This is a genomic window from Alkalihalobacterium sp. APHAB7 (assembly GCF_048323755.1).
Lineage (GTDB): Bacteria > Bacillota > Bacilli > Bacillales > Bacillaceae_F > Alkalihalobacterium.
Genome location: NZ_JBLWFS010000019.1, coordinates 25979 through 39737, shown reverse-complemented (window position 1 = coordinate 39737; position 13759 = coordinate 25979). Strand labels below are relative to the sequence as shown.

Here is a 13759-nt window from a genome sequence, read left to right as displayed (position 1 = left end):
TTCACATTTATATGTATAAACTTTTATGAATTGGAAAAAATTATTAGAAAAGAATTAGTCTTAATCTGTAAAAATCACTAACAAAATTGGAGGTCATTGGAACATGAGGGCTATCATTTCATCAATGTTATCGTTCGTACTCATTATGAGTATGTTTTCTACAAGCAGTTTAGCTGCAGAAAAAGGGGTACAGTTAGCGCCAGATGCTTCTTCTGCGATATTAATTGAACGAGATACTGGAGAAATCTTATTTGAAAAGAATAGTGACAAAGAATTACCACCGGCAAGTATGACGAAAATCATGACGATGCTTTTAATTATGGAGGCACTCGATAAAGGTAAAATTAAATATGATGATAAAGTCCGCACAAGTGAACGAGCAGCATCGATGGGTGGTTCACAAATCTTCTTAGAACCTGGAGAAGAAATGACTGTTACTGATATGCTAAAAGCAATTGCGGTAGCTTCAGGAAATGATGCTTCAGTAGCTATGGCAGAACATATTGCAGGTTCTGAGGAAGAGTTTGTTCGTATGATGAATGAAAGAGCAAAAGAGCTTGGACTTCAAAATACAAACTTCAATAACTCGAATGGATTGCCTTCACCTGACCACTATACGACAGCAAAAGATTTAGCGATGATGTCAAAAGAATTATTAAAATATGAGGATATTACAAACTTCACAGGAATTTATGAAGATTACTTACGGCAAAACACGGACAAACAGTTTTGGCTCGTCAATACAAATAAATTAGTTAAATTTTATCCAGGTGTGGATGGATTAAAAACAGGATATACGAGTGAGGCGAAGTATTGTTTGACAGCGACTGCAGCGAAGAATGGGATGCGTGTCATCTCTGTCATTATGGGCGCTCCATCTCCTAAAGAGAGAAACCGTCAAGTTACGGAAATGCTAGACTATGCCTTTAGTCAATATATGACACATAAGTTGTATGATCGTGACCAGGAACTTGCACAAGTAAAAGTGAGTAAAGGTGCAATTAATAAAGTAGGAGCTGTTACAGCTGAACCTGTTTCATTGTTAACGAAAAAAGGTGAAACAGTTGAAGATATGACAGAAAAAGTAACAATTGTAGAGGACCTAAAAGCACCAATTAAAAAAGGTGATAAATTAGGTACGTTAATTATTGAAAATGAAGGGCAGGTCGTTTCCGAAACAGATCTTGTTGCAGTTGAAGATGTGCCGTCTGCTTCTTGGTGGCAATTATTTAAACGTACATTAGGTAAATTTGGTCAAGTCCATTAAAAACAATAGCAACGAATACGCCAAATACTTTGAGAAACTTTGTTATCTTTTGACGAATGGGATATAGAATTATTACTATTTACGACTAAATTTCACTAGTTTTGTCACCGAGAAGGAGTAAGCAGGTGAAATATAGAAACTCTCTCTAGCAGAACATTATGGGACATGATTAATTAAGTATGTTCCTACTACCATTGAGGGAGTGAGACCAGTGAGTTTAATCATTGATTTAGAGCAAAGAGGCAGTGTTTTGTTAGTTCGCCTCGAAGGTGAGCTAGACCATCACACAGCAGAGCAATTAAGAACACAAGTTGAAAGACAGTTTGTGGATCAAGATTTAAAGCATATCGTTTTAAACCTTGAGCAACTTTCATTTATGGATAGTTCTGGTCTAGGAGTAATACTTGGTCGCTATAAACAAGTGAAAAATAATGATGGAGAAATGGTTGTCTGTGCAATTTCACCAGCAGTTAAACGACTTTTCGAGATGTCTGGCCTATTTAAAATTGTAAGGCTTGAGGAAAGTGAACAATTTGCCTTGCAGACATTGGGGGTGGCTTAATCAATGAAGAATTCTATGGAGATAAAGTTCTCAGCTTTAAGTCAAAATGAGGCATTTGCTCGGGTAACTGTTGGTGCCTTTGTTGCACAACTTGATCCGACGATGGAAGAAATTACAGAGATCAAAACAGTCGTTTCTGAAGCAGTTACAAATGCGATTATTCATGGCTATCATAATCAGCCAGAAGGAACTGTTTTCATTTCAGTAACACTAGAACAAGATACGATTGAACTCATTATTCGTGATGAAGGTGTAGGCATCGATAATATCAACGAAGCGAAACAGCCGTTATATACAACGAAGCCAGAGTTGGAACGGTCTGGTATGGGCTTTACGATCATGGAAAACTTCATGGATGAACTTCAAGTCATCTCTGAACCGATGATGGGTACAACCGTATATTTAAAAAAATATCTATCAAAAAGCAAAGCCATGTGCAATTAAGGAGTCCTGCCTATGGATGTGGAGGTTAAGCATGGAAATAACGATGCCTACTTAAAAGATGATGAAATTAAAAAGCTTATTGAACGAAGTCAAGCAGGTGATGTAGAAGCTAGGGACTTAATTGTGAACCGAAACACTCGCCTTGTTTGGTCTGTCGTCCAACGTTTTTTAAACCGGGGATATGAAGCAGACGATTTGTTCCAAATTGGTTGTATTGGCCTAATTAAATCAGTCGATAAGTTTGACTTGTCGTATGATGTGAAGTTTTCAACGTATGCTGTCCCAATGATTATCGGTGAAATTCAACGCTTCCTGCGAGATGACGGAACGGTTAAAGTGAGTCGATCGATAAAAGAGTTGGGTAATAAAATTCGTAAGGTCAAAGACGAACTTTCCAAAACGTTAGGACGAGTTCCTACGGTAAATGAGATTGCTGAAAAACTAGAAATCTCTCCTGAGGAGGTAGTATTTGCAGGAGAAGCAAGTCGTTCATTAACGTCCATTCATGAAACAGTCTATGAAAATGATGGAGATCCTATTACGCTTTTAGATCAAATCGCTGATCAAACGGGTAATAAGTGGTTTGATAAGATTGCTCTAACTGAGGCGATCCGCCATTTAGATGAACGAGAACGACTTATCGTATATTTGAGATATTACAAAGATCAGACTCAATCTGAAGTAGCTGAGCGACTCGGAATATCTCAAGTACAAGTTTCAAGATTAGAAAAGAAAATACTTGAACAGATTAGAGACCAAATGGGCGATTAGTCCTTTGGTCTTTTTTTCTTTGGTCTAGTCATTACATGTTACAGCTATGAGGGCATATATTATGATCTTTTATTTTTTAGATGATGATGCTTAATAAGCATTCTTTATTAATCAGAGTAACTGTAACATCGCTTTTCATAACTAAAATACATAATTTAGTACTTAATGCAAATCATAACCATACTAGGACAATTTAGATAGTAATTTCCTGTTTTGGAGGGAGAGGTATGAGTGAGCTTTTAGTCTATATCCGAATGAGGCATAAGGTAGAGGTTAAAGCAAATCAGCATGTAAAAGTTGGAGAATTAGCACAGATAATTGCTGAACCTTTAATAAGGGAGAAGATCATTCACCTTCCAATCCACCAAGTGAAGCCGAGTGATAAAAACTTTGTATTAATTGATGTAATGAAAGTCATTATTGCAATAAGTGAGGCTGTTCCTCACAGTGATGTTCAATCGATTGGGGCTGCACAGACAATCCTTGAAGTGAAAATGAAATCAAAGAGGATTGAACCTGTTTATTTTGTATTCATTTGGCTACTTTTATTTATCGGTGCTGGTATGGCAATTATGAACTTCCATGAAGATGTCAGCATGAGGGAAGTTCATCAACGGATGTTCACTACAGTTACTGGGAATGAAATTGCTAAGCCGCTGTTATTACAAGTTCCGTATTCCATCGGATTAGGGTTAGGGATGATTATATTCTTTAATCATGTCTTCCGAAAACGATTAAATGAAGAACCTAGTCCTCTTGAAGTTGAAATGTTTAAGTATCAGCAAGACTTAGACCAATATATTACGCATCACGAAAACAGTGAAAGTGAAACAAAGTTGAATGACCATTGAAGCTGTGTTAACGATCCTAATTGGTCTAGCTGGAGGTCTTGCGGTTGGGAGTGGATTTGTTGCTTTCTTAACGGTGCTCGGGGTCGTCCCTAGACTTACTCAGTTATCAAAAACAGGAAAGTATATTCATATATATGAGTGGGCTGTTGTTTTGGGCGCTTTAACAGGTTCAGTGTTTAGTTTAAATGATATTGTTTTATATTTGAGTGCTTTTTTACTTATTCCAATTGGATTAGCAGAGGGAATTTTTATTGGTTTATTGGCTGCAGCACTGACAGAGGTTCTTAATGTGCTACCTATACTTGCAAAACGCTTAGGTATTGCTGAAAAAATAATTTTATTGTTAATGGCTATCGTTTTAGGAAAGGTCTTTGGTTCGCTTTATCATTGGATTTACTTTGTAGATCGATAGAAGGAAGGTCATGGAGAGATGGAGGACAATAAAAAGTTACAAAAAGAGTTTCAGAAAAAAATCAAACCTTTTCAACCTAAAGCCCACTACTTAAAAAATGGATTTAAAGCTTATGTAATAGGTGGAATTATTTGTGCATTTGGACAAGGTATTTCAAATTACTATTTAAGAGTCTTTGATTTAACAGAAGCTACCGCTGTAAGTCCTATGATTGCTACTTTAATCTTAATTGCAGCTTTAATGACAGGTTTAGGTTTTTTTGATCGACTTGGCCAATTTGCAGGTGCAGGTGCACTCGTACCTGTTACTGGTTTTGCAAATGCAATAGCAAGTGCGGCTTTAGAACATCGTAGTGAAGGACTTGTACTTGGAATTGGAGCTAATATGTTTCGTATAGCGGGTGCTGTTATTGCGTTTGGAGTTGTTTCTGCTTACTTAGTAGGATTAACAAGGTTGTTAGTTCAAACGTTAATTACCTAAGAGGGCTAATAGAAGCCTTCTTTCCAAACTCAAAAGAATTGGAGAAATCAAATGAATATCAATCAGCAACAAACATGGCACTTTAAGGAGGATATTTTTGTAGAAGCAGTGGGTACAGCGGTTGGACCTTATGAAAGCAATGGCCCATTGAATGACAGTTTCGATAAGTGTTATGACAATCTATATTGTGGTGAAGATAACTGGGAATTAGCTGAACGCCGATTAATGACAGATGCCATTTCAATCTGTTTACAAAGAGCTAACAAAAAAGAAAGGGAAATTAGTTTAATGTTGGCTGGTGATCTGCTCAATCAGAATGTTACATCAAACTATGTAGCTAGACAAATGAAGATCCCCTATTTAGGAGCATTTTCAGCTTGTGCTACTGCGATGGAGACTGTTGCGATAGGTGCTTCCTTAATTAGTGGTGGATTTGGCAACCGAGTAATTGCTGCAACGAGCAGTCATAATGCTACAGCAGAACGGCAATTTCGTTATCCGACTGAATTTGGGGGACAAAAGCCAGACACGACCACTTTTACGGTGACTGGTGCAGGTGCAGTACTTCTTAGCAAAAAACCTTCAACTATTAGAGTTACGCACGCAACAATTGGGAGGGTTGTTGATATGGGGATAAAAGACCCTTTCAATATGGGAACGGCGATGGTACCAGCAGCGGTGGATACCATATTAACTCACTTTAAGGAAACGGGTAGGTCTGAAGAGGATTACGATTTAATTGTCACAGGTGACCTATCAACAATAGGAAGTAAGGTACTTAAAGAGCTCCTGCGAGAGCAGGGAATTAAACTAAAAAATAAACATCAAGATTGCGGTGTGATGATTTTTAGTAGAGATCAACCTGTATTTGCAGGAGGTAGCGGATGTGCTTGCCCGGCTGTCGTTACATATGGACACTTAATAAAACAAATGCAATTAGGGAAATTGAAACGAATGCTTGTCGTTGCGACGGGAGCATTAATGAGTCCAACAATGATGCAGCAAAAAGAGTCAATACCTTGTATTGCTCATGGTGTTGTTTTTGAATCAGAGGTGGTTGAGCAATGATGGAGTATATCATTGCATTTGCAGTAGGTGGGTTCATTTGTTTCATTGGGCAAATACTTCTGGATGTTTTTAAGATGACACCTTCACATATGATGAGTACTTTAGTCGTTGCTGGAGCTCTATTAGATGGATTTCATTTATATGACAGACTCATCGATTTTGCGGGAGCTGGAGCAACAGTACCAATTACCAGTTTTGGACACTCTTTAGTCCATGGTGCAATGACAGAAGCTGAACGTTATGGATTTTTAGGGGTAGGTATGGGGATTTTTGAAGTCACTTCTGTCGGTATTTCCACGGCAATTTTATTTGGATTTTTAGTTGCTGTTATTTTTAAACCTAAGGGGTAATAGGATGAAACCACGAAAAAAAGTGATTTTAATTACCGATGGAGACGAATCAGCTAAAAAGGCAGTTCAACATGTTGCCAAAGAAATTGGCGGCAGGTGTATTTCTAGTTCAGCAGGAAACCCTTCAGTTTTAGGTGGGCAAGAATTAGTAGACTTAATCCATAAAACTCCCTATGATCCAATCCTTGTTATGTTTGATGACTGTGGTTATAAAATGGAAGGTCCAGGAGAACAAGCATTAAGATATGTAGCAAGTGACCCAACGGTTGAGGTGATTGGTGCTATAGCTGTCGCATCACATACTCACTTTGCAGAATGGACAAAGGTTGATGTTTCAATTGACAGGTTTGGAAATTTAACAGAATTTGGTGTTGATAAAAATGGATTACAAGATATTGAATTAGGGAGAATAGATGGCGATACTGTCTATATTTTAGATGAATTGGAAATTCCTATCGTTGTCGGTGTTGGTGATATTGGAAAAATGGGAGGTTTTGATACGGTTGAAAAAGGATCGCCAATTACGAGGAAGGCAGTTGAACTTATTTTAGAACGGAGGGGATGAAGAATGAGTAAAAATTTAATTAACCCTGAAAAGCAACCAATCACTAATAATATATTTGATAATGAAACGGCTATAAAAAGTCGTATAGGTATCGGTACAAGCTTCGATGTTGGAATTCGAAAATTTAATATTTTAGGAAAGCAAATTCAAGTGTATTTTGTTAATGGCTTGTGTGATACACAATTTATCATTGAATTGTTTAAAGAATTAAGCAGACTTGACGGAAAAAATGAAAAAATAACAAATGCAAAACAAATGATAGAAAATCATCTAGTTCATCAACAAGTTGAAACGGTTAAAACCATTGATGATGCGATTACGCAAATGTTATCTGGATTGATCTTCATTCTACTAGAGGGTGAAGATGAAGCGTTTGTTATTGATGTAAGAAGTTATCCTGGTAGAGGACCTGATGAACCGGATACGGAACGGGTAGTAAGAGGTGCTCGTGATGGATATACAGAAAACATCATTCAGAACACAGCGTTAACGCGAAGAAGGATTCGAGATGAGCGATTACGTAACGAAATTATGCAAGTTGGTGTCCGTTCAAAAACGGATGTGTGTATTTCTTATATCGAGGATGTAGCTGATCCCGATCTCGTGAAAATAATAAAAAAAGAGTTAGAGTCCATACAAATAGACGGACTAACTATGGCAGATAAAGTGGTTGAAGAATATATTGTTAAACAAGGCTTTAATCCATTCCCGCTTGTACGGTATACGGAAAGACCAGATGTTGCAGCCACTCATTTATTTGAAGGACACGTTATTATAACCGTCGATACATCACCGAGTGTCATTATTACACCTACTACGTTATTTCATCATGTTCAACATGCTGAAGAATACCGACAAGCTCCTGCTATAGGAACCTTTTTAAGATGGGTTCGTTTTTCAGGAATGATCTTAGCTTTGTTTATTCTTCCGCTTTGGTTGTTGTTTGTTATGCAACCAAATTTATTACCAGAGATGTTGGAATTTATTGGTCCAAATGAAACAACGAATGTTCCTGTTTTTGTACAAATTGTACTTGCTGAACTTGGAATAGAATTACTGAGGATGGCCGCCATCCATACTCCGTCCCCTTTAGCAACCGCATTAGGGTTAGTTGCGGCATTATTAATAGGTGAAATTGCAATTAATGTAGGATTGTTTGTGCCAGAAGTCATTTTATACGTCGCTTTAGGAGCGATTGGAACATTTGCTACACCGAGTTATGAATTAGGGATAGCGATGAAAGTAGCAAGGTTAGCATTATTGTTAGTTGTAGCTATCTTTAAATTACCAGGATTTGTTATTGCTTCAACGATATTTATTTTACTTCTAACGATGATAAAATCTTTAAATAAACCATATTTATGGCCATTATTGCCATTTAATCCAGCTGCCTTTTGGCAAATTCTCGTTCGAGTTTCTGTGCCGTCCGTTAAACGGCGTCCTAGCATAGTCAGTCCAAAGGATCCGATTAAACAATCATAAATTAATATGTATAAGACATATCGTTAACAATGTTGCCACTTAGCAAGGATTATGATAAAGTGTACCTATTAATTGTATAAGTCCCTCATTTCTTTATGAAACACGGGGTAGAGGTGCAGTGAGAATGAGTATGTCTGAAGAGCGAGATGGAAGCGATGATTCAGGCAGAAAGGTCGATTTGCCGAAGTGAAAGAGTGGTACCATCCTATTCTTTTACTGGGGTGTCATTAAAAAAGTGACACACTGTCACTGTTAAATACAGTGGAGTACTATTCTACAAATGAGGTTACTCTTGCTATGGCTCGGTCATAACAGCTAGTGTAACTACATTAGCTGTTTTTTTATTAACCAAATAGGTAGGTATCTCACCTTTCATTTATACAATTAGAATATAAAACGGATCTCCAATCTCTCATATATAGAAGGAATATTTTTATATGTTGTAGATTGTTAGTTGATGCGAAGATAGGAGAGAGAAACGATGCACTTACATGGTACAAGTAGAGTTAATGACATTGGCCACCTGGAAATTGGTGGAATTGATACAGTTGAACTTGCGAAGCAATACGGAACTCCTCTGTTTGTTTATGATGTTTCACTCATTCGACAGAAGGCAAAAGCATTTAAAACGGCATTTAATGATTTAGATGTAAGAAGTCAAGTTGCTTATGCTAGTAAAGCATTTAGCTGTGTTGCAATGGTTCAACTCGCAAATGAATTAGATCTAAGCTTAGATGTCGTTTCAGGTGGGGAACTGTATACGGCAATGATTGCTGGCTTTCCTATGGAGCGTGTTCACTTTCATGGGAATAATAAAAGTCCAGAAGAAATAGATATGGCTGTTCGTGCAAACATAGGTTGTTTTGTAGTAGATAATTTTTATGAATTAGAATTATTAAAGCAAGCAGCAAATACACATCAACGTAAAGTATCTATATTATTAAGAACAACTCCAGGTGTAGAAGCACATACACATGATTATATTACTACAGGTCAGGAAGACTCTAAATTCGGATTTGATTTGTTAAGCGGGCAAGTAGATCGGGCAATTGAGTGGGCTTTGGATTGTGAGCAACTTGAATTACTAGGAATTCATTGCCATATAGGTTCACAAATTTTTGAAACGACTGGATTTGTCTTGGCTGTTGAAAAGCTTTACACTTATATTGAAAATTGGTCTAAGTCATTAAACTTTGACTTAAAAGTATTAAATTTAGGTGGAGGTTTTGGTATTCGTTATATTGAAGGCGATGAACCATTACCGGTTGGTGATTATGTAAAAGCTACGATTGAAGCTGTTCAACATCATGTGAATAAATTGAATTTATCAATGCCGGAAATTTGGATTGAGCCAGGTCGATCACTAGTTGGTGACGCGGGAACAACTCTATATACATTAGGTTCACAAAAGGATATTCCTAATGTCCGTCATTACCTTTCAGTTGATGGTGGAATGACAGATAACCTTCGCCCAGCCTTATATCAAGCGAAGTACGAAGGAATTCTTGCTAATCGTGCTAATGATCAAGTGGAAACGAAGTATTCGATAGCTGGTAAGTGCTGTGAGAGCGGTGATATGCTCATTTGGGATTTACCGCTTCCGAAAGCCAATCATAAAGATGTATTAGCTGTTTTTTGTACAGGCGCGTACGGGTATTCCATGGCTAATAATTATAACCGAATTCCTCGTCCGGCAGTTGTATTTGTAGAAGATGGAGATGCGCAATTAGTGGTTGAAAGAGAAACGTATGAAGATTTAGTTCGTTTTGATTTGCCGTTAAATACGAAAGAAAAAGTGTAATAAAATAATAAAATCCACTCTCTGCGGTTGTAAGAGAGTGGATTTTTTCTGTGGAGGCCATGATCTTATTGAATGTGTTCATATGATGTTTTATAGTCCGTTTTTCTGTATTTATTGTCTTATTTTTTAAATTTTACTGTCCAATTCTTTCTAACTGTTAATTTATGAAACTGTGAACTTTACCTTTGTTGAGTCGTCTTCTTCAGCCGCTCGATTTTAGAATTATATCTAGTAGAACTTGGGAGTTAACCTAGCAACCTACTAATGTTTTGTAGTGTAATTCGTTTTATGATAGACGGCAGGAGGCGAATTTATGAAAAAAGTCATACTTGCACTAGTAGCTTTAATTTTTTTACTACCTCAACAAGCTTTTGCCCACTCTCATACACTAGCTGATCGTATTATTGAAAGTGGTAAGAAGTATATTGGTACCCCTTATCAATTTGGAGCTCCATTAGGAAACACTTCTAGTTTTGATTGTTCTTCTTTTTCTGCGACTATCTTTGGTGAACATGGAATAACCCTTCCTCGTGTCAGTCGGGACCAAGCGAGGGTCGGTGTTCAAGTAACACTTCAACAATTACAAAAAGGTGACTTATTATTTTATGATACAAACTTTGATGGGCAAATTAATCATCTTACAGTGTACATAGATAATAACGAGATGATTCATGCGTCAAGCAGCCGAGGTGTTCATATTACGAACCCATTTTCGAATTATTGGAACGAGCGTTTTGTAACTGCACGTCGAGTCATTCCGGCAGAGCAACCTGCTGCTCCAACTCAAACTACAAGAACAGGCTCAACGTATGTGGTTAAGTCAGGTGATACTTTATCACATATTGCAAGAGATCACGGTGTTACTGTTCAGCAATTAAGAGATTGGAACCGGTTGACTTCTGATACTATCTTTGTCGGTCAAACATTACAAGTACAGGCACCTACCCAAGCTCCACCTGCATCGAATGTTTCAGCACCAACTAGCTCTGGGACGAATCATGTTGTCAGGGCAGGAGACAGCTTATGGGCCATTAGTAGAACATACAATGTAACAGTAAATCAATTGATGGAATGGAATAACCTTAATTCATCGACTATCCATGTGGGGCAATCATTACGAGTTAGTTCCGCTCCACTAGATAGAACATATACGGTACAGTCAGGTGACAGTCTTTGGAGAATCGCCACACAAAATGGTACGACTGTCCAAGTAATAACGGATTTAAACCAATTACAGTCAACGGTTATTCATGTTGGACAGACACTTAGATTGCCATAAAAGTACAGGTATAAAATGTTTCAAAAATAAAAAGCTGAAGGTGCTATGTTTAATTTGGCCCTTCAGCTTTTTCTCTTTTGGAGAGTTCATAGGTGTCTACAAAGTTATATATAGAGTGACTCAGCAATCAAGATTTATTAAAAATCAGGGAGCTGCTTAAGTGAACATCATTCTATAGTGGAAAATTTCACATTAGGTTCGTTTTATAGTAAAATGAAGCGAATGTGAAATTCAACATTTAGGAGGACTTACATAATGAAAAAAGGAAGCATCAAATTTGAAAATGGGGAACAAATCGTTTTTGAATTGTTCTCAGAGGAAGCACCAAACACTGTAGCCAATTTTGAAGAGTTAGTAAACAAAGGGTTTTATAATGGTTTAACGTTTCACCGTGTTATTCCTGGTTTCGTAGCACAAGGTGGTTGCCCGACTGGTAATGGTACTGGTGGAAGTGGAAAAACGATTAAGTGTGAAACAGAAGGTAACCCACACAAGCACGTTGCTGGTTCTTTATCAATGGCGCATGCTGGGAAGGATACTGGTAGCAGTCAGTTCTTCATCGTACATGAACCACAACCTCATTTAGATGGTGTGCATACTGTATTCGGTCAAGTAGTAGAGGGAATGGATACTGTATTACGCATTCATCAAGGAGATGTAATGTCTGAAGTAAAAGTTTGGGAAGAGTAATAAAAAAGAGGTTGACTCATTAGAGTCAGCCTCTTCTTCGTTCTGAATATCTTTTAGTTGACGAAACTTATTATTTAAGGATACAATTTAGAAAATGAATAGGTTTTCAATTTATTCCTTCGGGGCAGGGTGAAATTCCCTACCGGCGGTGATGAAACGATTAGTTTCTTAGTCCGTGACCCGTTATGGAGAATACTCATAACGGTGGATCTGGTGAAACTCCAGGGCCGACAGTGATAGTCTGGATGGGAGAAGGAAGAGAAGAGCGCGTATATGTACAGAGGTGGAATCTGTTTTTTTAGCATATCCATCAAAATATTTTTTGTTTTTTGTACAATTATACTAATGTTTATTTAGTTATGTCTTTTCTTTCGAATCTTATATAAAGAGGCTGTCCCAGTCCAAATCGTACGAACTGCTTAGTAGAGTATGATCATTTGGATTAGGGGCGCCTCTTTTTTTAGTAAACGATTAAGAAATATAAAATCGGAGATATCTAGCCCCAGGTGCCATCGGCTCGAGGTCGCTTCGGTCCATCAAATGTGTCTAAAGATCAAGACACTTTTTGCTGGCCCTCCAGCGCTTGTCGCCGATAAGCTGGCACCTTGCGCTTTTCTTGTTATTACATGATAGAAAGAGGCTAGAACGATGAATGATCGACAGTATATGGAACTCGCTATACAAATCGCTCGTTCGGCACAAGGGCAAACGACCCCAAATCCACTAGTCGGAGCTGTTGTAGTAAAAGATGGACAAGTTATTGGAATGGGAGCGCACTTGAAAGCAGGTGAAGCTCACGCTGAGGTTCACGCCATTCGGATGGCGGGAACGAAAGCAGAAGGGGCAACGATATATGTAACTCTTGAGCCATGTAGTCATCATGGAAGAACCCCTCCTTGTGCGGATTTAATTATTAAGTCACATATAAAGCGAGTGGTTATTGCTACAACTGATCCCAATCCAAAGGTTAGTGGAAGAGGGATAGAGAAGCTAAAGAATGCAGGAATAGATGTAGAAGTTGGTTTAATGAAAAAAGAGGCCGATGAATTAAACGAAGTCTTTTACCACTTTATAAAGACGAATAAACCTTTTGTCACGTTAAAATCTGCTGTAAGTCTTGATGGTAAGATTGCGACAGTTACTGGGGATAGTAAGTGGATTACAAGTAGCGAGGCTCGAGAGGACGTTCATTACCTTAGACACACGCATGATGCGATCTTAGTTGGTGTGGGTACAGTAATAGCGGACAATCCAAGCTTAACGACCAGGATCCCCAATGGAGGAAAAAACCCAATTCGAGTTATTTTAGACTCTAAGTTGCGTACTCCATTTCATTCAACTGTTGTTACAGATACTAGCTCAAAAACATGGATTTTCACGACAGATTGTGCGGACAATATAAAAAAAGAACAATTAGAACAATTAGGTGTTACCATTCATTCATTAGGGGATACCATCGAAATTGACAAACTTTTAGATATTTTAGGAGATAAGGGAATTACGTCTTTGTTTGTCGAAGGTGGAGCAACTGTAAATTCTAGCTTTTTGAAAGAGCGAGCAGTCAATCAAGTAATAACTTATATCGCTCCTAAACTAATTGGAGGAGTTTCGGCGCCGAGTTCTTTTGGTGGTGAAGGCTTTACGACAATGTCTGAAGTATTAGAACTTGACCTATTGAAAGTTGAGCAAATAGGCCCTGACATAAAAATTACTTCTATACCAAAGGGGGCAAGATAA

General features: G+C 37.8%; 15 protein-coding genes and 2 riboswitches. All 15 genes read left to right on the top strand.

Annotation, left to right across the window (positions count from 1 at the left end):
• Window positions 1–103 precede the first annotated feature (103 nt).
• Window positions 104–1267 (top strand): D-alanyl-D-alanine carboxypeptidase family protein, encoded by a 1164-nt coding sequence (locus ACNSTQ_RS16545; protein WP_418200925.1) that lies wholly within the window; start codon window positions 104–106, stop codon window positions 1265–1267.
• Between the two features lie 211 nt (window positions 1268–1478).
• Window positions 1479–1829 (top strand): anti-sigma F factor antagonist, encoded by a 351-nt coding sequence (gene spoIIAA / locus ACNSTQ_RS16540; protein WP_418200924.1) that lies wholly within the window; start codon window positions 1479–1481, stop codon window positions 1827–1829.
• Between the two features lie 3 nt (window positions 1830–1832).
• On the top strand, window positions 1833–2273 hold the full coding sequence (spoIIAB, locus tag ACNSTQ_RS16535) for an anti-sigma F factor (protein WP_418200923.1): 441 nt from the start codon (window positions 1833–1835) through the stop codon (window positions 2271–2273).
• A gap of 12 nt (window positions 2274–2285) precedes the next feature.
• Window positions 2286–3044 (top strand): RNA polymerase sporulation sigma factor SigF, encoded by a 759-nt coding sequence (gene sigF, locus ACNSTQ_RS16530; RefSeq protein ID WP_418200922.1) that lies wholly within the window; start codon window positions 2286–2288, stop codon window positions 3042–3044.
• 227 nt (window positions 3045–3271) lie between these two features.
• Window positions 3272–3895 (top strand): stage V sporulation protein AA, encoded by a 624-nt coding sequence (locus ACNSTQ_RS16525; protein WP_418200921.1) that lies wholly within the window; start codon window positions 3272–3274, stop codon window positions 3893–3895.
• Window positions 3885–4307, top strand: coding sequence for a stage V sporulation protein AB (locus tag ACNSTQ_RS16520; protein WP_418200920.1), 423 nt, complete (start codon window positions 3885–3887; stop codon window positions 4305–4307). The genes ACNSTQ_RS16525 and ACNSTQ_RS16520 overlap by 11 nt, the downstream gene beginning before the upstream one ends.
• An 18-nt stretch (window positions 4308–4325) precedes the next feature.
• Window positions 4326–4787, top strand: coding sequence for a stage V sporulation protein AC (spoVAC, locus tag ACNSTQ_RS16515; RefSeq protein ID WP_418200919.1), 462 nt, complete (start codon window positions 4326–4328; stop codon window positions 4785–4787).
• Between the two features lie 51 nt (window positions 4788–4838).
• Window positions 4839–5855 carry a stage V sporulation protein AD gene (spoVAD, locus tag ACNSTQ_RS16510; protein ID WP_418200918.1) on the top strand — a complete coding sequence of 339 codons (1017 nt, stop codon included), beginning with the start codon at window positions 4839–4841 and terminating at the stop codon, window positions 5853–5855.
• Entirely contained in the window at window positions 5855–6205 is a 351-nt protein-coding gene (spoVAE, locus tag ACNSTQ_RS16505; protein ID WP_418200966.1) for a stage V sporulation protein AE, read from the top strand. Before spoVAD ends, spoVAE begins: the two co-directional genes overlap by 1 nt.
• A 4-nt stretch (window positions 6206–6209) precedes the next feature.
• Window positions 6210–6770, top strand: a complete 561-nt coding sequence (locus tag ACNSTQ_RS16500) for a stage V sporulation protein AE (RefSeq protein ID WP_418200917.1) — start codon at window positions 6210–6212, stop codon at window positions 6768–6770.
• A gap of 3 nt (window positions 6771–6773) precedes the next feature.
• On the top strand, window positions 6774–8252 hold the full coding sequence (locus tag ACNSTQ_RS16495) for a spore germination protein (RefSeq protein ID WP_418200916.1): 1479 nt from the start codon (window positions 6774–6776) through the stop codon (window positions 8250–8252).
• 100 nt (window positions 8253–8352) lie between these two features.
• Window positions 8353–8532, top strand: a riboswitch (Lysine riboswitch).
• Between the two features lie 201 nt (window positions 8533–8733).
• Window positions 8734–10053 (top strand): diaminopimelate decarboxylase, encoded by a 1320-nt coding sequence (lysA, locus tag ACNSTQ_RS16490; protein ID WP_418200915.1) that lies wholly within the window; start codon window positions 8734–8736, stop codon window positions 10051–10053.
• Window positions 10054–10366: 313 nt separating this feature from the next.
• A complete protein-coding gene (locus ACNSTQ_RS16485; RefSeq protein ID WP_418200914.1) occupies window positions 10367–11332 on the top strand; it encodes a LysM peptidoglycan-binding domain-containing protein in 966 nt (321 codons plus the stop codon).
• A 255-nt stretch (window positions 11333–11587) separates the two neighbouring features.
• Window positions 11588–12022, top strand: coding sequence for a peptidylprolyl isomerase (locus ACNSTQ_RS16480; RefSeq protein ID WP_418200913.1), 435 nt, complete (start codon window positions 11588–11590; stop codon window positions 12020–12022).
• Between the two features lie 111 nt (window positions 12023–12133).
• Window positions 12134–12283: riboswitch (FMN riboswitch) on the top strand.
• 387 nt (window positions 12284–12670) lie between these two features.
• Window positions 12671–13759, top strand: a complete 1089-nt coding sequence (gene ribD, locus ACNSTQ_RS16475) for a bifunctional diaminohydroxyphosphoribosylaminopyrimidine deaminase/5-amino-6-(5-phosphoribosylamino)uracil reductase RibD (protein WP_418200912.1) — start codon at window positions 12671–12673, stop codon at window positions 13757–13759.